Raw genomic sequence first — 19,661 nt, forward strand, 5'->3', positions numbered from 1 at the left:
AAGGTGCAAATAAAAAAATTTTTTTGACTTTGCTTTTATTTAAATTTGCGTCAGCGTGGCGGACTCACGCAATACGAAACAGTCCCGCCGCCACCGACTTCTGTCCTGGCTGGCGTGCCTCTTTGCATCGACTATGGCCAGCGCCAATCCTGACGGATTGTTGCGCTGACGAGGCGAACTACCCCTAGAAACCGCCGGTCGGCAGACTCGGCAGCGTGACGGAACCGACGGTCCCGAAAGAACCAGTCTGCGAGAGCGTATCGCCGTTATTGTTGCCGCTGACGGCGCCGATGCCGCCCTGGATGTTGAATGTCCCGTTCAGCTGCCGCAGCCGGATTTCGCCGAGCGTCGATGCGCCGAGCGTGGTGTTGTTGCCCGATATGTTGAGGTTGAGCGTCTCGCCGTCGCCGGCGCTGCTGTTGAGGACGTCCAGAACATGGCCACCGGTTGTGCTGTTGTTGGTCAGCGTGTTGTTGAGGATCGTGGCGTTCAGGACCGCCGTCGTCCCCGACGCCGCCGTGCCGCCGATATTGCTGATATCAAATGTTGCGCCGGTTGCGTTGTTGGCGTTGTTGACGGCGATGTTGCCCTGGATCAGCAGGTTGTTGACCATATCGGCGCCGCTCGTAAATGAATCGAAGTTCGTTTCGAACTCGATGGCCGAGCCGCTGTCGACGTTGCCCTCGGTGCCGACCGGCGACGTGTCGCCGATATGGTTGTTCTGGATGGTCCAGTTGGCATCGGTGACGCTGCCGCCGCCGACGGAGACGACGGAGACGTGAACGCCTTGCTTGGAGACGTTGTTGATCGTGTTGTCGGAAATCAGAACAGCGAGCTTTCCGAGATCGTGTGAGTCCGCCTCGACCTGGACGTCGATGGCGCGGCGGCCATTCACGAAGCCGACATCGTTGCTGATGGTGTTGTTGCGGATCGAGCCGTTGATCTGCCCGCCATCAGGTGTCGCCGCGCTGCCACCGGCAGCGTCGACCTGAACGACGCCAGCCAAGGTCGTCAACCTCGCCAGATTGTGGAAGGTGTTGCCGTCGGCCGCGGTCGGTCCGCCAATGGTGAAGTTGAGGACGCCGTTGGCGGAATTGGACAGATATAGCGTGTTGTTGCCGTCGCCGCTTGTATTGTCCGCATCGTGGAAATTGCTCTTCTGCACGATGGCGTTGACGGTGCCGGAACCCTGGTTGCTGATCTGCACGGCGTCCTGATCGATCAGGGTGAATTCGCTGCTGGTCACGTTCACTGTGCCGGAGGTCGTCCCGAACAGGTTGGCCAGGAAGCCGTCGGCGCCGGTCGCCGAGGTGGTGAACAGCGCATGATCGACCGTGAACGAGGTGAAACTCGTGTTGGTGTTGAAGAGCAAGACGCCGTTCGACTGCGACGACTGCCAACCGGAGACCTTGGAGTTGTTGTCGAAGGCGTTGACGCCGGTGATGTTCTGGGCGAACCAGCCATTGCCGCCACCAAAGCCTGCCGGGTTGCCGCTCGAGCCATCGGACAACGGGTTGGACGCGCCGGGATTGGTGATGTTGACGGCCGACAGTTTGATATTGCCGCCGCCGATACTCTGCACACCGTCCAGCCCGGCATTGGTGATGTTCATCTGACGCAGATTGATGTTGAACGCGTTGGTCAGCACCACGCTGTCGCCGGTGGTGTTCTGGATCGTGCCGCCAGTGCCGTTGAGCACGAGCTGGCCGCCTGATGTGGCGCCGTCGCCGGTCACCGTCAACCCGCCGCTCGCGCCGGTGTTGTTGAGCACGATGCCGTTGACGGCGCCGTTGGCCGAAATGCTCTGGAACGTCACGTCACTCGCACCGATCGTCGTGTTGACGACGTTGAGCGCCGTGCCGGTAGTGGACGTGATCGTGTTGCCGGTGCCTTGCACCGTCACCGTGCCGCCGGTGGTGGCCGCCGGACCCACGCCGGTGGCGTTGAAGCCGATGCCGCTGGTGGTGCTGATGACCAGCCCGCCATTGGTGAAGTTGATCGTCACGCCGGCATTGTCGCTCAGGCTGACGCCGTTCGCCGTCGTCGAGGTGATCGACTTCGACGCGCCGGAGAAGGTGATGGTGCCGGCGGCATTGTCATCGAGGAAGATGCCGGTCTGGCCGCCGACATTGTGCGTGATGTTGCCCGACAGCGTGATGTTGCCCGCGCCCGCGGCGCGATCCTGGATGTCGATGCCACGGCCGCTGCCGCTGGTCATCGTGCCGGCATAGGTGAAGGCCGCCGTGCCGCCGCTGTTGGCGGTGCCGGCGCCATCGCCGATACGGATCACGGCACTGGTGCCGCCGATCAGCGCGCCGGTGCCGAGATCGATCGCTCCGGCACCGGTGACGGTGTCGAGGATGACGGCGCTGGTGCCGCCGGCGCCTTTGTTGGTGGACGCGAAGGTCACGCCGCCCGCACCGACGGCGACGGTGTCCATGTTGACCGCGACGCCGCTGCCGGTCGAAATCGTGTTGCCCGAGCCGGTAACGGTTATCGTGCCGCCGGAGGCATTGAAGCCGATGCCGGAGGTGGTGGTGATGGCTAGGCCGCCGCCGCTGAAATTGATCGCTGTGCCGGCATTCGTCGTCAGATCGACGGCGTTGTTGGCGCCGGTGGTCAGTGTCTTGGTGGCGCCGGAGAAGTTGATCGTGCCGCCGGTGTTGCCATTGACCAGGATGCCGTTGGCAACGCCGCCGGTAGCGCTGAGATTTCCCGACAGCGTCGTGGTACCGCCGGTGCGGCTGGAGATGCTGACGACGTTTCCTGCGGTCGTCTTGGTGACGGAACCGGCATAGCTGATGTTGGCCGTGCCGCCGCTGACCAGGAACGCCGCGCCAGTCGCGCCGCTCAGCGCACCGGAGCCAAGATCGACCGTGCCGGTGACGTTCGTCAGCGCGACATTGTTGACGCCGCCGCCTGAGGTGATCGAGGTGAAATTGATGCCGGCTGCGATACCGTTGAGGTTGACCGCTTGCGCGCCTGCACTGATCGAGCCGGTGGTGACATTGACCGTGCCGCCATTGGTCGCGGTGAAGGCCGTGTTGACGGAGCCCGTCGTGATGGCGAGATTGGCGAAGCTGACGGTCGAGGCCAAGCCGCCATTGTTGATCGAGACCGCGGCGCCGGTGGCGTTGTGAGTGACCGCGCCGGTAAAGCTGACCGTGTTTACGCCAGTCGCGCCGGAGATGACGATGCCGCCGGCGGTGACGCCCGTCGTTATCGTGCCTGCGTAGCCGAAGCTGCCCCCGGTGCGATTGGTGATGCTGACAGCGGTGCCGGCGACGCTGCTGGTCGAGCTCGTGCTGTCGAAGATGAACGCCGCATTTCCGCCGACAACGGACAGGCCGCTACCCCCCGTGGTATCGACATTGGTAGCGGTGACCGTTCCGGTGGCGGCGCCAAACTTGATGGCGGTCGTGGCCGCCCCGGCAGAGAGGGTAAGATTGGTCAGCGTCGTGGTGCCGGTGGCGCCGGTGCCGAAGTCGATATCGGCGGCAGTGAAGTTCCTGATCGTCATGTTGCTGATCGTGGCGTTCGCGGTGACGGAGCCGCTGATGCCGATCGCGGCATTCAAGCCCGTGCCGTCGTTACCATCGATGATAAAGCCGTCGATGATGTTGCCGCTGGCGCCCAGCGTGATGACGTTGTTGCCGTCGGTGGTCGTCAGCGTGGTGGTGCCCCCCGGCGTCTGGTCGGCGATCGAGAGGCTGTTGCTGGCGAGCTGGATGGTCGACGGCACCGTCAGCGCCAGATTGATGTTGCCATTGTCGAAGCCGCGCACCTGTTCGTTGGCCAGCAGCACCAGCGTGTCGTTGCCATTGCTGCCTGCCGCAGTGATGGCGCCGCCATCGTTGACGAGGACGAGAATGTCGCTGGCGACCGCCGCCGCTTCCGCGGTGGTCAGCGTCGCCAGATTGTTCTGGTCGCGGCCGGTGCCGTCGCCGGTGGCTGTCGCGCCGACGAAATAGATCTTACCGAGGCCAAAGCCGTTGCCGGGATTGGCCTGGAAGTTCACATCCTGGAAATTGTAGGTGCCGGCCACCGGCGCGCTGGCGGCGTCGATGCCGACATTGGCGCTGATGGTCGAATTCTGGTCCGTCGCCGACTCGCCGTCGCCATAGACGAAGGCAAGGTTCGTCGTGCTGTTGAGGAACACGCCGGTGTTGACCCCGGCAATGCTCGAACTGGCGCCGCCAACCACGGCATCGCCTAGGCGCACCGTCTGGCCGCCGATGGCGCCGCGCAGGTCGACACCGATCGAGGTGCCGGCCGCGGCCGCGTTGGTGACGTCGAAATCGTCGGCTGTCACCGCCGCATTGATGGTTGCGCCATTGAGATCGAAGGCGACGCCCGTGGTGCTGTTGAGGCCGATGTCGAGGTTGGTGAAGGACAGTGCCGCGCCCAGCGTGCCGGAAACATCGACACCGCGCGAGGTGATGCCTTGCAGGTTGACCGTGCCGAGCGCGATGGCGCCGCCGCCGGACGAGGCGATGTTGTTCAGCGCGATGCCGGTCGCTGCGCCATTGACGGAGATGGAGTTGAAGTTGACGCCGCCGGTGCCGACGGTCACGCCGTTGAGGTTCAGCGCGGTGCCGCTGCCGGTCGAGATCGTGTTGGCGCCGGTGACACTGATCGTGCCACCGCCGGTGGCATTGAAGCCGGTACCGGAGGTGGTGGTGATCCCCAATCCGCCGCCGAAATTGATCACGGCTCCGGTGTTGGCAATCAGACTGACTGCCGGGCTGGCGCCGGTGGAAAGCGTCATGGCTCCGTTGAAATTGAACGTGCCGCCGGTGTTGGTGTGGACATCGATGCCGTTGTCGAAGCCACCGGTGGCACTGAGGTTGCCTGACAGCGTGACCGTGCCGCCGGTGACGCCGGAGATGTCGACGACATTGCCGGCGGTGGTCTTGGTGACCGTGCCGCCATAGCTGACGGTCGCGGCGCCGCCGTTGAGCAGGAATGCCACGCCCGACGCGCCGCCGAGCGCGCCGGTGCCGAGATTCACGGTGCCGCTGACATTGCTCAAGCTGACATTGTTTGTTCCGCCGCCCGATGACGTCGAGTCCAACGCGATGGTCGCCGCGACGCCTGAGAGGCTGATCGCCTGGCCGAGAGTCGAATTCACGGTCTCGGCGCCGCCAGTGGCGGTGATGCCCATCGTGCCGCCGGTTCCGGCAATGCCGGTGCCGGTCGTCGTGTCGATGGTCAGGCCGCCGGTGAAGCTGGTCGTGCCGCCGCTCTGCGACAGGCCGACGCCGCTCGTCGTATCGATGTTGGCGAGGCCGGTGACGTTGACCGTGCCGGATACCACATGGATGCCGCCGCCGGCCGTGGCGGTGTTGTTGACCGTCACCGCGCCGAAGGTGAACGTGCCGGTGTTGGCGCCGGTGATGTCGATGCCGAAGCCGCTGGTGCCGGTAATGCTCGTCGCGCCGGAAACATTCACCGCCCCGGTGACGCCGTTGAGGATGATGCCGCTGGTGCCGCCGCTTGAGGTGATGCTGTCGAAGTTGACGCCGCCGGCGCCGAGCGTGCCTTGCAGCGACAGCGCCGTCTGGCCCGTCGCATTGATCGTCGTCGAGCCGGCATTGGCGACGGTCAGGACATTGAGGCCCGAGAGGCTGAGGCCGGTGGTGGCGGATGTCGTGATGTCGAGGCCGCCGTTGAAATTGACCGCGGCTGCCGCGCTGCCGCCCGAAATCGAGACGCCATTGCCGCCGGTGATGGTCGCCTGGTCGGTGAAGGTCACCGCGCCGCCGGTGCGATTGGCGATATTGATGCCGCCGCCGGTCAGCGTTCCCGGTGTCGCGCTGTTGGGCAGGATGCCGCGCGACACAGAGATGGTGCCTGTGCCGCCATTGACGTCGAGCAGCGTGCCGGCAACGTTGATGTTGTTGTTGATGACCGTCAGGTTGCTGTCGAGGCCGACGACCTTGATCGCCGTCTGGCCGGCGGCGACATTGATGATCGTCACGCCTTCGATGGTGATGCCGCTGGCATTGCTGAAGCCGACCGCACTCTGGTCGATGAGGAAGGCAGCGCCGGTGGCGCTGCTGAAGTCGAAGGCGGTGTGGCGTACGGCGTTGTCGCCGAGCAATTGCATGAGGTTGGCCGTTCCGCTGACCACGGCCTCGTCACCGGAGATGTTGCCGCCGGTGGCGCCGAGATTGCCCTGGACATTGGCCGGCTGGATCGTGCCGGTCGAAACGACGTTGTTGTTGCCGAAGCCGGTGATCGTCTGGCCAGAATCGAGCGTGAAGGTGGTGGCGCCGAGATTGATCGTACCGACGAAGGCGAAGTTCTGTGCGCCGGTCAGCGCATCGGCGGCCGCGAGCGAAATGGTGTTGACGCCCATGCTGAGATTGCCGGTCGTGCCCTGGGCGATGAAGCCGCCCGACTGCGAGACCAGAGTGACCGAACCGGGCGCCGTTGCCAGATTGGCGCTGCCGGTGAAGAACACGTCGTCGAAATCGTAATTGCCGAGCGTCGGATCGAGACCGACCGTGTTGACGGTAAAGCCGCCGGCGGCGGCAATGATGAAGGATTCCAGCCCGTCGGTGGAATCGCCGTCACCGAAGGTGAAGGTGGCGTTGGCCGAGGTCGCGGTGGTGCCGCCGGACGACAATTCGACGCCGACGCCAAGATTGTCGATCTTGGAGCCCTGCAGGAAGGTGATGACCTTGTTGCCTGATGTCGACGACAGGTCGATACCGCGCGAGGTCAGATCGCCAAGGCCGGTGATCGTCGTCAGGCCGAAATCGGCCGTGGTGGCGGAACCGCTGAAGTCGATGCCGGTCTGGTTGGCGCCGACATTGTCGATGGTCGTCGTGCCGAAGGTCACGTCGGCATTGGTGCCGGCGAAATTGATGCCGGCCGTGTTGGCGGCGGCACCCATCGTCACCTTGGTCGTGCCGAGGGTGACAGAGCCGGAATTGCCTGAAATGTCGATGCCGTTGGCGCCGGCGCCGCTCACCGTCACCGCGCCGAAGGTGGCACTGCCGGCGACATTGGCGACCGACAGGCCGTTGCCGGTCGCATTAGTAACGGAAAGCGCCGCGGTGGCGTTAAAGGTCGCGCCAACGCCGAGCCCGCCGATCACCGCACCGCCACCGCCCGTCGCCGTCAGCGTCGAGCCGGTGAAGCTGACCGTGCCGCCGGTGGGTGCCGTCGTCGAGCCGATGTTGAAGAGATTGCCGGTGCCGGTCGAGGTGACATTGCCGCTGAAGGTTACCGATCCACCGGTGATGCCGTCGACCTTCACCGCCGTGCCCGGCGCTGTGGCCGAGCTGGAGATGCCGGCCGAAACTGTGATCGCCGCGCTGCCGCCGGAGACGACGACGCCGTCGCCGCTGCCGGAATTGGTGATGGTACCGCCGATGGCGATCGTGCCGGTGTTGTTGGTCAGGCTGACGTCCGCGCCGGAAACCAGCGTTGTCACCAGATTGTTGACATTGACCGTCGCGGCGCTGCCTTGCACCACAAAACCGGCGCCGCCGCCAACAACCGTGTCGATCGTCGTCGTTCCACCGAATGTATAGATGCCGCTGCCCACGTTGGTGAGGCGGATCGCATCGCCATTGACGCGGTTGATGTTCACGGCGCCGAAAGTGACGTTGCCGCCGCCGGTGTTCTCGATAACGATGCCGGTCGGCACCGACCCACCGGAGCCGTCGACGGTGACGCTGGCGAAGGTCACGCCCGCAGCACCAATGGTCAGACCGCCAACGCCACCAAGCTGGATGCCCTTTTCGATCAGGTTGGCACCAGTGGCGACCGTGTTGGACCCTGTCACGCTCAGCGTGCCGCCATTGATCGCACTGAAGGCAAAGCCGCCGTCGGTGGTGAGGTCGAGCCCACCGTTGAAATTGATCGTGCCGCCGGTGTTGCCGGTCAGGTCGATCGCATTGGCCGCACCGGTGCTGGCAGTGATCTTGCCGCCGAAGGTGGCGGTGCCGCCGGTCATGGCATTTATCTTGACCGCGCTTGCAGCAGCGGTCTGGTTGATGGTGCCGTTATAGGTGACGTTCGGCTGAGAACTATCGATGTTGAACGCAATGCCCGTCGTGCCGGCGATCGAACTCGCCGCGTCGAAGGTCATCGTGCCGGTGGAACCACCGGTGATGCTGACGCCAGTGCCGGCGCCGGTGATGTCGAAATTGGTGAAGGTGGCGGTGCCGCTGTAATTGTTGAGCGACAGGCCGGTGCCGGTGACGCCGCCCATCGTGGTGTCGGTGAAGCTGGCCGTTGCAGCCGAATTGGCCAGCACGATGCCGTTCTGCGCCGCCTGGATGTTGAGATTGGTGACGCCGATCGTGCCCGAGGCGCCGGTCAGGTCGACGCCGGTGACGGCGCTGCTGATGGTCACGCCGTTGATGATCAGCCCGTTGCTGCCCGATCCGTCGATCGCCGCGCCCGAGCCAGTGTTGCTGGCAATGAGGTTCTGGATAAGATTGCCGTCGGCGAGGTTTATTGCGCTGCCGGCCCCGTTGTTGAGCGTCGCCGCACCATTGCCGAAGGGGTCGGCCTGCGTCGCGCCGGTGACCACATTGGTTCCCGTGACATTGGCGGGCGGCGCGCCCAGATCGACAACCTGGCCATTGGCGAAGGAGACGACCGACTGACCGTTGGCGAGGGTGAAACCGTCGGCATCGGTGTTGAGGACATCGCCACCGTTCTTGTCCACCAGGACGAAGATGGTGTTGGCGTCGGTGGTCAAATCGTCGGCGGCGGCCGCGTTGATGAGATCGTTGACGTCCGCGCCGCTGCCGGTCCCGGTGTCGGCGGCGCCGACGAAGATGATGCTGGCCGCGTCGAACAGTTGCGGCCCGTTCAGCACAGTGGTGTTGAAGGCATAGGTGCCGTTGCCGGCCAACAGGCCGCGCATGTCGAGCGAGGCGGTCGTCCCGGTGATCGATGCACCGCCGGCCGCACCGAACGAGAAGGTGGTGTCGGCGCTGGTCCCGGCCGCGCCATGCGTGCCCATCTGCACACCGGTGCCGACGGAAATGACGCCGGTGCCGATTGTTACCGAGCCGCCGGTGGTGCCGGAAAGATCGATGCCGGTCGACGTGCCGGCGCCAGTGATGTCGAGCGAAGTGGCAGTGAAGGTCGACTGGCTGCCAGACAGGTCGAGCCCGGTCTTGCCCGTCGGCAGGTTGGTGATGTCGATGTTGGCGAAGCCGATGGTGCCGTTCGTACCGGAAACGTCGATGCCGTTCTCGCCCGGCTGGCTGATGCTCACGTCGCCGAAGGTGATGGCGCCCGAGTTGCCGCTGAGCGCAATGCCATTGCGGGATGGCTGGGTGATGGTGGCCGCGCCACCGAAATCAACCGTGGCGGAGCTGCTTGAGATGAAAATGCCGTCAAAAAGGGTGTTGGAGACCGTCGTCGTGCCGGTGACGGAGAAATTGCCGCCGACGTTGGTCAGGCCGATTCCATTCTGTCCACCGGACTGGCTTACCGTGTCCAGCGTGACATCGAGCCCGATACTGTTGCCAATCCCGAAAGTGACGACATCGAATGCCGCGAGGCCATTGCCCGAAATCGTGCCGCCCGTCGTCGTCAGTGTTCCGCCGCCCGTCGAGTTGACGAAGACGCCGACGCCGCCATTGTTCTTGGCGTCGAGCGTCTCGAACCCATAGTTTCCGCCGCCGACGATGAACAGGCCGTGGCCGGTATTGTTCGAGAGTGTGGTCGTGCCCGTGAAATTATAGGTTCCGTCGCCGTGGTCGATCAGCACGCCGTTGCCGGTATTGCCGCTCGAGTTCAAATTGTTGGCGGTGACGCCGTTGGTGCCATCGAACAGCACCCCATCGAGACCGGCGCCCGAAACGTTCAGGCCGGAGATCGTAACCGCGCTGACGTTGCTGCCGTGGACGCCGTTGGCGCTGCCGCCGTTGATGTTGAAATCAAGCAGCGAGCTGTTGTTGGCCAGCGTGACGACGTCGCCGGCGCCGCTATTGGTCAGCGTCGCGGCGCCATTGGGGTCGGAGATGGTCGTAGCGTGCTGGACATTGGTGCCCGTCACGTTCACCGGAATGCCGCCGAGCGAGAAGGTGCGCCCATTGCCGAACGAAGCCAACGTCTGGCCAGCGCTCAGCGTGAAGCCGCCAGCTGCGTCGATCGGCGTATTGCCGACATCGTTGACCAGCACGAAGATCGCGGTGCCGCTGGTATTGGCGTCGGCGGTTCCGACTGCGACGAGATTCGCAAGCGAGGAACCGTCGCCTGTGCCCGTTGCCGACGAGCCGATGAAGATCAAATTCTGCGGGTCGAAGAGCTGCGGCCCGCTGAAGGTTGTCGAGCCGAACGCATAAAGCCCGAGCGTCTGGTTGAGCCCGCGCGCGTCGAGCGAGGCGGTGATGCCGGCAATCGAGCCGCCACCGAAAGTAAACTGGGCATTGGCCGAATTGGCCAGCGAGCCGGAAATGCCGAAGCGCACGCCGGTGTCGACATTGGCGATCGCGCCGCCATTGGTGATGATGATCGTTGCCCCGCCCGCGCTCGGCGAGGTAAGGTCGATGCCGATCGAGCCGGCAGCGCCGGTGCCGGTGATGTTGAGCGATTGCGCGGTGAAATTGGTCTGGCTGCCGGAGAAATCGAGACCGGTGCCGACGCCAAGCCCGGAGATGACGATGTTGCCGGCGATCACCGCGGCGTTGACGCCGGCAAACGACATGCCGTCGCCGCCGGGGGCGCTGATGTTGATGTCGCCGAAGCGGATCGTCGCCGGTGAATTCGAAATGGCGATCGCCGGTCCCGAGGTGCCCGAAATCGTGGTGTTGCCATTGACGGTGAAACTGCCGGAGACCGCGTCGAGCACCACGCCCGAGACGCCGCCGGTCTGGCTGATCGAATCCAGCACCACATGCGCGGTGATCGGGTCGATGAAGACGCCGATGCCGCCATTGCCCGAAACCGTACCGCCGGTGGTGGTGAAGCTGCCCGAGACCGACGTGCCCTGCACGGTGATGCCGCGGTCGGCATTGTTCAGCGCATTGACTGTCGCGAAGCTGTAGGTGCCGTCGCCGGTGACATCGAGGCCGTCGTCTAGATTGCCCTGCAACAGCGTCGTGCCGGTGAAATTGTAGGTGCCGTCGCCATCGATGTGCAGGCCGTCGAGACCGTTGCCGGTGGCGGTGAAATTGGAGGCCGAGATATTGGTCGAGGTGCCGGTGAAATCGGCGCCATTGCCGCCAGCACCAGTGACCGTGACATTGGTCAGCGTGGCGCCGCTGATGTTGTTGCCGAAAATGCCGTCGGCGCCGCCGGTGATGGTGATGCCGCTCAGCGTATTGGCGTTGCCCAGCGTGATGACGTTGTTGCCAACGTTGGTGCCCTGGATGGTGCCGCTGCTGCCGCCGAAAGTGAAGCTGCTGGTGCTGCCGTTGAAGAGCAGCGCCTTGACGCTGCCGCCGCCACCGATGACGGTCTGGCCATTGGCCAGCGTCACGCCGGCGGTGGTAATGTTGCCCTTGCCGCCGAGAGCGACGACAAAGCCGTTCGCACCGGCGCCGGCGACCGCCTTGTCCAGTGTCGTCGGGTCGCCGATCGTGCCGAGGCCAAGCGCGTCGTTGTCGCCATCGGCGAAGAAGAATTTGCCGAACGCCGTACCGGTGGCGGCATTGATCGCCACCCGCGTCGTGTTGCCGGTAACCTTGTCGGCGCTCTCTATCCTGACGCCGATATCGCCGCGCACGCGCTCGTTGACGCGCTTGCGCAAGCCGGCGCCGACCGGAAAGACCGGCTCGTCATCGGCCGAAGACCCCTTGCCAGGGGCATTGAGCGGAACCGTCAGCCGCACGCTGCCGGCGAACTGGGTGTTGTCGCGATTGTCGTTGCGCACTTCGCCGGTGAAGGTCAGCTCCGTGCCGGTTCCGATGACATCGCCGATCGTATATTCGAAACCGGCCTTGGCGCCGGTGATGCTGCGGTCTTCGCCGTCCGGGTCGGCAAAATGGTAGGCGCCGACATCGAAGCGCAGCGAGTGCTTTTCGGGAAGATCGATCGGCGCCTGGATACCGACCTCGCCTTCGATGCCCCAGGCGGCGTAGTCGCGGTGGGAGATGGCCGATATCTGCTCGAGCAGCTGATTGCCGACCAGCGATAGGGTCGAATCGAATCCGTCTGATTTCACGTCGCCGCTGATCGGCAGGTAGACGTTCACATGCGCATCGTACTTCGACGTGATCGCCTCGAGGCCGAGCGTCGAGGCGACGAACTGATGGCTGTCGCTGTTCTGGATGTTGAGATAGGCGTAGCCGCCGATCATCAGGTCGGGGTTGACGATGCGGCGAACGCCGAGGCCGACGTCCTGGCCAAAACCGTCCTGGAAATCATATTTCGAGCGCACATCCAGGAACAGAACGGATTCGAGGTTCTGCTTCAGCGGCAAGAACCCTTCGATCGCCGTGTTTGCACCATTGTTGTCGGCGCCGATGATGGCGCGGATCTGCGGCTGCCACAGCCCATCCTGGCCGCCATGCGCGGCCATGCCCGACAGGGCAAGCGCGAAAGTGGAAAGCGCCGTCGTCTTCCAGAGATGCCGGGCGAGATGCGAATGACGATAGCCGGCGCGCACGCGGAAGCCGTGTCCACGTGCTTTCATACCACCGCCTTGCCGAGTAGCCTCGGTCGTCTCCATCCCCTGCGGGCCCTCGAAGAGTACACGCTGCACGCGAAATTCTTATCCGAATCCGAATGTATAGCGAGTCCGGAAATGCTTGCCGTCATCTCGAAGACTTGTAAAGTTGTTTGTTGTGACAATAAGGCCACAACAAGTTCGCCGGCTACCCTCACAGGTTGTGACTTTCCGGGCAGGCCCAACTGCTGTATCAAAAGTCTCAGAAATCCCTAATACAGCGAGGACCATGTGGCTTTCCCATTGTTGCAAAAGACTATTCCTGGCCGGGCGGCGTGGCTTGGCGCCGTGTGCCTCGCCCTGTCCCTGACGGGATCGGCCCTGGCCGAAGACGCCAAGCCGGTCGAGGCAAAGCCCGCCGACGCCAATCCGTGGGCGATCAACTGCTCCAGCGCCTCGTCGACGGCCGAGCTTCAGTGCCAGGTGTCGCAAAACCTGACCGAGGCCAAGACCGGTCAGCGTGTGTTGACGGTGACCGTGCGCCGCGACAAGGGCAATGGCAGCCTGGCCATGCTGCTCGCTCTGCCGCACGGCCTGTTCCTGCCCTCCGGCGCCTCCTACCAGATCGACCAGGGGCAGAAGACGACCGTCGCCATCCAGACCAGCGACCAGAACGGCGCCTACGCTGCTGCGCCGCTGTCGCCGGAACTCGTCACCGCGATGAAAGCGGGAACCAACCTCAACATCGGCATGGAATCGGTAACGCGAAAGCCGGTGACCATTCCGGTCTCGCTCGCCGGCTTCACCGCCGCGATCGACAAGCTGGAAGCCATCAAGTAGCGGCGAAAGAGTCGGGAAACCGGTCGACTCCTGTAGCGGCGGCTATCCAAGTGCCCGAACCATAGCACTTTGCCGCCCCGGCTGATTCTCGACCGGGGTTTCCGGCTGAGACTACAGTTGCAGATGTGACGCGGATATCGGTGAGATCGCCAAGGGCTGATTAGCCACAGCTTTTGTCGGAGTCTTTGACCTCGGCCCGGCTGTCGCTGCAACCGCTAGTGGCTTCTGTCAGGATCCGGCCTTCTCGACTTCTTTGAGATAGTAGATCTTGCTGGGTTGCAGATGGTCGACGCAAAGCTGGGCCAGAACCCAGTTGTCCTTCCGCTTCAGCGCCTCGATCATGAACCCATGATGCTGGCGCGACACTTCCAGTTTCTCGCGGTCGGCCAGCGAATTGGCCCGGATCGGCAGGCTGAGTCGCATATAGTGATCGATCGACGACACCAGATAATCGTTGCCGCAAGCCGAGAAAATGGTCATGTGAAAGCGGTCATTGGCTTCGTGGATGCCACGCAGATAGTGAGCATCGACATGGCCGTTGTAGATCCGGTTGATCTCCACCAGTTCGTCGATCAACGACTGGCTTGCCGGCAGCGGGATCATCAGCGCCGCCTGGCGCTGCAGCAGTTCGCGCACTTCGTAGATTTGCCGTACCTCGTCCGGCGTCAGCCGCCGCACCATTGCGCCCTTGTTGCGCTCGCGGGTAACGACGCCGAGCTTTTCGAGCTGGTAGAGGGCCTGGCGAATGGTGTGGCGCGACACCGGAAACCGGGACAGCAGCACATCCTCGACCAGCCGCGCGCCAGGCTCCAGCTGGCCGAAGATGATGTCTTCCTCCAGCGCGCGCACGACATCGGCTTCCTTGCCGCCATAGTCTGCCACGTTGAGCATCATCACGTCCTCGCGCCGTCTCGGCCGGCCACTTTAGCCGCAGAGACAGGCATCCCGCAATTATTGATGATACTGGAGCAATTCCAGGAAAAGTGCGCAGCGGCTTTTCCGGGAAAAGCGCGTAGCGCTTTCCCTAGGGAATTGCGTAAAAACAAATACTTAGAGCCGGCTGCGACTAGGCTGGTGCGTATTCGTTGGCCTCGAACACATGGTGATGCACGCGCCCCGTGAACATCTTCAACAGTTCACCGGTGACCTCCCGACTTTGAAAGCGGACGTCGGATTGAAGCGCCCGGTTGCAGGCCTCCATGTCGGGATAGCGAATGGCGAGCGCCATGGCATAGGTAGGCGCACCTTCGTCGCGCGCCGTGCCATCGAGAACGCGCACTTCCTCGGCGCCGGGGAACTGTGTCCACAGCGGCACCAGCCTGTCCCTGACGAAGCGCCGGAATTCACTCTCTTGCCCGGGATGGATTTCACCTTCGAAGAGGGCGTAGCGAATGATCATGGCGAGTCTATCCTGACTGTGTGCGCTTGGAGATGTCTGTCGGCTTTGCGGGCGCATCGGGTGACGCGCCCGCCTTGGTGCGCGCTTATTTGCCCCAGATTTTCTTGTACTGGTCGCGGTAGCCATTTTCGGGGTCGAACGCATTCTTCGGGCCGCCGTCGAACTCGACATTGTCGGCCGTCACCACATGCAGCGGCGACAGATAGCCCGACCATTTCTCACCGGCGATGGCGCGGTTCAATTCGTCGACCAGTTGCCAGCCCTGCAGGTTGAGCGGTTCGGCGACCGTCACCTTCTGGAACTGGCCGCCGCGAATGCGCTGATAGGCCGATTCCGAACCGTCACCGGCGGCGACATTGATCGGCGCGTCGGTGCCGGCCTTGCCGGCCGCGGCGAGCGAAGGTCCCATGAAGTCGAAATAGAGGTCGTTGATCGCCAGCGAATGCGTCCAGGCGTCGCCGTATTTCTGCAGCAGCGAGGTGGTGAGCTGCGGCATGCGCTGCGAGGTCTCGGCGATCGGCGTGTCGACATATTCGAGCACCTTTCCGCCCAGCCGTTCGATCTCCGCCTTCATCTTGTCGGCCTTGGCGATGGCGATGGCGTAGGTCGAATCGGTGAAGATGACGACGCCGGGTTTGCCCTTGGCATCGGCATAGGCCCAGTCGGCCGCAGCCGTGGAGACCTGCATGGCGTCGGTCGAGACATTGGCGAACACGCCGCTCTTTTCGTCGGGCCCGATCACCGGTCCGGCATGCCAGGAAACCAGCGGAATGCCGGCGGCCTTCGCCTGTTCCAGCGCCGGCGCCTGCTCGACGGCGTCAAAACCGTTGATGACGATGCCATTCGGCTTCAGCGCCATCGCCTGGCCGAAGGCGGCGGTGCGGCCGCCGATCGAACCGGCGCCGTCGATCACCTTGACCTCCCAGCCGATCGCCTTGGCCGCTTCCTCGACGCCGGTGGTGACGCCCAGAATGCCGCCGTTCTTGAGGTCGCCGGCGAGCACGACGATCGTCTTGCCTGGCTGCGCCTTCGGACCGGTGGTCGGGCCGTCCCAGGCGGTGACCTTCTGCGCATATTTTTCGACCACCGCCATGGCGTCGGCCATCGCATCCGCCCGTGCCTGGCCGGCGAACAGGACCGGAGCAGCGATTGTGATGGCCATCAAGGCGACGGATGATTTCAGGAATGTTCTGCGTTGCATGTTGGTACCTCCCTTGGTTTCAAAAAATTGGTCTTCAGGAACTCGACTTCGCGCGCCAGGTCACTGGCTGATATGCCCAGCCACCGGGCCCAAACCGGCGGGATGCGCGTTGACATAGATGGAATAAAGCGACGTCTGGGCGGTGATGTAGAGGCGGTTGCGGTTCGGACCGCCAAAGCACAAATTGGAGACGATTTCGGGAACCAGAATGCGCCCGATCAGCGTCCCGTCCGGCGCGTAGACGCGAACCGCATCGGCACTGGAGGCCCAGATATTGCCATCGCGATCGACGCGGAACCCGTCGAAGAATCCTGCCTCGCATTCGGCCAGGGTGCCGCGCGACCGCAACGAGCGGCCGTCCGCGGCGACATCATAGGTCTTGATAGCGCGCGGCAGGCCCTGAACATGGCTCGCGCCGGTGTCCGACACGTAGAGGATTTTCTCGTCGGGCGAAAAAGCCAACCCGTTCGGCTGCACCATATCGGTGATGACCGCACCCACCTCGCCGGTTGCTTCGTCGAACCGGTAGACGTGGGATCCGCTGATCTCCGGCCGGGCAATCATCCCTTCATAATGGCTGTCGATGCCGTAGACCGGGTCGCTGAACCAGATCGTCCCGTCGGATTTGACCACCACATCGTTGGGCGAATTGAACCGCTTGCCATCGATGGTTTCGACCAGCGGCTGCCAGCGCCCATCGTGTTCGAGCCGGGAGATGCGCCGGCCGCGATGCTCGCAAGCGACGACCCGGCCCTGGTCATCGAGCGTGTGGCCGTTCTGGTTGTTGCAATGGGTTTCGAAGACACTGACCGAACCGTCGCTTTCGTCGTAGCGCAGCAACCGGTCGGTGGGGATGTCCGACCACAGCAAATGCCTTGCTGAGGGAACATAGACCGGTCCTTCGGCCCAGCGGCTGCCGGTCCACAGCCGTTCGAGCTTGGCATGCCCGATCGTCAGTTTTCGGAAGCGATCGTCCAAAATCTCGTAGTCGCTCATGTTGTGGTCCCCGAGGCTCGATTCACTTCGAGGACTGCGCCACGGTCTTGATCCTGGCCCTGTGCGCCGCGCCGCGCTTGCGTTGGGCGTAGCCGGCGATGCCGATGGCAACCAGCAGCGTCACACCGTTGAACAGCGGTTCGACGAAGAACGAGCCGCCGAACTGCTGGATGCCGGAAATGCCGACCGCCAGGATGATGACGCCGGTCATCGTGCCCCAGACATTGACGCGTCCGGGCTTGATCGTGGTCGAGCCGAGAAAGGCGCCGACGAGCGCCGGCAGCAGATATTCCAGCCCGACGCTGGCCTGGCCGATGCGCAGCTTGGAGGCGAGCAGCACGCCTGTCAGCGCCGTCAGGAAACCCGACGAGATGAAGGCGCCGATGACGAAGCGGCGCACCGGAATGCCGTTCAGCGCAGCGGCTTTCGGATTGGCGCCGATGGCATAGACGTAGCGGCCGATCGGCAGATATTCGAGGATGATCCACAGCGCGACGGCAATTGCCAAGACATAGAGGCCGGTGATCGGCAACCCGAACACCATCGTGCCGTTGAGTGCGTAGAACCCGTTCGGCAGCACGCCAACCACTTGCCTGCCGCCAGTGTGCCAGAGCGCCAGCGCATAGAGCACGGTGCCGGTGCCGAGCGTGGCGATGAAAGAGTCGATGCGGGCGACTTCCACCAGCAGTCCATTGAGGAAGCCGGTCGCGGCGCCAAGCAGCAGCACGATGATCACCGCCAGCGGCCACGGAACGCCGAACATGGTCTGCAGGCTGATGGCGAGGATGTGCCACAGCACGATGCCGTAGCCGACGGTGAGATCGATGCGACCGGACGCCATCGGGATCATCGCTGCCAGCGACAGCAACGCGATGATTGCCTTGTCGGAGATGATGGAGCGCAAATTGAGCAGCGTCGGAAACGTGTTCGGCAGCAGGATCGAAAACAAAAGGATCAGCAGCGCCGTCAGGATCACCAGCCCGTAGACCGGCAGCAGCCGGATGATCTTCTGCCCCAACGGCAAACCCGCCATTTCGCCACGGGTCGGTTCGAGTGCGCTGGATTCGATCGATTGCATGGGTTCGCTCCCAGAAAAATCAGGCGGCTTCGGAAGCCGATGCCGCGGTGATCACGGCGGATGTGGTGAGATCGTTGCCGGTGAGTTCGCGCACGATCTGTCCGCGCGAAAACACCAAAGCGCGGTGGCAGATATGGGCGATCTCCTCGAAATCGGTCGACACCACGACGACGGCGAGGCCGGCTTCAAGCGCGCGGCCGATCAGCCGGTAGATCTCGGCCTTGGCGCCGACATCGACGCCGGCGGTCGGATCTTCGGCGATCAGCAAGGTGCGGCCGGTGTGGAGCCAGCGCCCGACGACCACCTTTTGCTGGTTGCCGCCAGAAAGCGCCTCGATCGGCAGGTTCGGATCGTTGGGGCGCAACCCGACCGACCCGCCGATCACTTGCGCCAAGGCGGCCTCCTTGTGAGGCGCCAGGAACGAGAACAGGCCGCGCTTGCCGGCCCCGGGATTGAGAAAACTGTTTTCGCGGATCGACAAGGAGGCGGCGATGGATTCCTCGGTTCGGTCGCGGGCGATGAGGCCGACGCCGGCCGACATTGCCGCGATCGGGCTCGACAGATCGGGCGTAACGCCATTGATCGTCACCGAACCCGAAAAGGCCTGGCAGCCGAACAGCGCCCGGCCGACCAGTTCCTGCCCGGCACCGCGCAGGCCGACCAGGCCGAGCAACTCGCCCTTGCGCACATCGAACGACACCGGGCCGGCGCCGGTGCAGACGAGGTCACGGACAGCACAGACCGTCTCGCCGGCCTGCGTCTCAGCCTTGCTGAAAACCTGGCTGACTGGACGGCCGACGATCATCTCGACCAGCTCGTCCGGCCTGGTGTCGGCGACCTTCTTCTGGCCGACCAGCCTGCCATCGCGCAGCACGGCGACGCGGTCGGCGATGCGGAAAATCTCGTCGAGACGATGCGAGACATAGATCATACCGACACCGCGCTGCTTGAGCGGACGGATGGCGTCGAACAGGCGGTCGACCTCGTCGGCCGGAAGGCTGGCGGTCGGCTCGTCGAGCACCAGCACATCGGCTTCGGTGGCCAAAGCGCGAGCGATGGCGACCAGCGATTTCTCGGTACGCGTCAAATCCTGGACGCGCGTCGTCGGATCGAAATCACAACCGACCAGCTTCAGCGCCTCGCGTGCCCGCTCTTCGGTGGAGCGCCAGTCGATGAGGCCAGAGCGCAGCGAAAATCCCTGGGCGAGGCCGACATTCTCGCCGACTGTCATCCATTCGATCAGGCCGAGATCCTGGTGAATGAAGGCGACGGATTGGCGCTGGTTCGGCCGCGGCGGACGGTGGTGATAGGGCTCGCCGCGAAACAGGATGCTGCCGCCATCGGGACGGTAGATGCCGGCGAGCGTCTTGATCAGCGTCGACTTGCCGGCGCCATTCTCGCCGAGCAGTGCCAGGATCTCGCCCTTGTGCAGATCGAGCGTCACGTCGGAGAGCGCGCGGGTGCCGCCGAACTCCTTGGTAATCGACTTGAACTCGATCAGTTTTTCCTCAGTCACAAAGCGTTCCTCCCGAGATCGCCAATTGATGTTATCGATAACATT

8 protein-coding genes are annotated in these 19,661 nt (G+C 63.7%); 1 reads left to right on the plus strand and 7 read right to left on the minus strand.

The window, feature by feature from the left end:
- Positions 1-184: 184 nt before the first annotated feature.
- A complete protein-coding gene (locus AC1DX6_RS08825) occupies positions 185-12,613 on the minus strand; it encodes a beta strand repeat-containing protein (RefSeq protein WP_477312353.1) in 12,429 nt (4,142 codons plus the stop codon).
- Positions 12,614-12,889: 276 nt separating this feature from the next.
- Between AC1DX6_RS08825 and AC1DX6_RS08830 the strand changes: the two genes are divergently transcribed.
- Positions 12,890-13,426: an invasion associated locus B family protein gene (locus AC1DX6_RS08830; protein WP_477312354.1), complete on the plus strand. Its 537-nt coding sequence runs from the start codon at positions 12,890-12,892 to the stop codon at positions 13,424-13,426.
- Between the two features lie 228 nt (positions 13,427-13,654).
- On the opposite strand, the gene AC1DX6_RS08835 is transcribed toward AC1DX6_RS08830, so the two are convergent.
- The 6 genes from AC1DX6_RS08835 to AC1DX6_RS08860 form a co-directional block, all read right to left on the minus strand.
- On the minus strand, positions 13,655-14,317 hold the full coding sequence (locus AC1DX6_RS08835; RefSeq protein ID WP_477312355.1) for a GntR family transcriptional regulator: 663 nt from the start codon (positions 14,315-14,317) through the stop codon (positions 13,655-13,657).
- 175 nt (positions 14,318-14,492) lie between these two features.
- The gene (locus AC1DX6_RS08840) at positions 14,493-14,825 is read right to left on the minus strand and encodes a hypothetical protein (protein ID WP_477312356.1); all 333 of its coding nucleotides are present in this window, start codon (positions 14,823-14,825) and stop codon (positions 14,493-14,495) included.
- 85 nt (positions 14,826-14,910) lie between these two features.
- Positions 14,911-16,026 carry an ABC transporter substrate-binding protein gene (locus AC1DX6_RS08845; protein WP_477312357.1) on the minus strand — a complete coding sequence of 372 codons (1,116 nt, stop codon included), beginning with the start codon at positions 16,024-16,026 and terminating at the stop codon, positions 14,911-14,913.
- A 60-nt stretch (positions 16,027-16,086) separates the two neighbouring features.
- Entirely contained in the window at positions 16,087-17,022 is a 936-nt protein-coding gene (locus AC1DX6_RS08850) for an SMP-30/gluconolactonase/LRE family protein (protein WP_477312358.1), read from the minus strand.
- A gap of 22 nt (positions 17,023-17,044) precedes the next feature.
- Positions 17,045-18,100 carry an ABC transporter permease gene (locus tag AC1DX6_RS08855; RefSeq protein WP_477312359.1) on the minus strand — a complete coding sequence of 352 codons (1,056 nt, stop codon included), beginning with the start codon at positions 18,098-18,100 and terminating at the stop codon, positions 17,045-17,047.
- A 19-nt stretch (positions 18,101-18,119) separates the two neighbouring features.
- Positions 18,120-19,616 (minus strand): sugar ABC transporter ATP-binding protein, encoded by a 1,497-nt coding sequence (locus AC1DX6_RS08860; protein ID WP_477312360.1) that lies wholly within the window; start codon positions 19,614-19,616, stop codon positions 18,120-18,122.
- Positions 19,617-19,661 lie beyond the last annotated feature (45 nt).

It is taken from the genome of Mesorhizobium sp. P2_C4 (assembly GCF_056404575.1).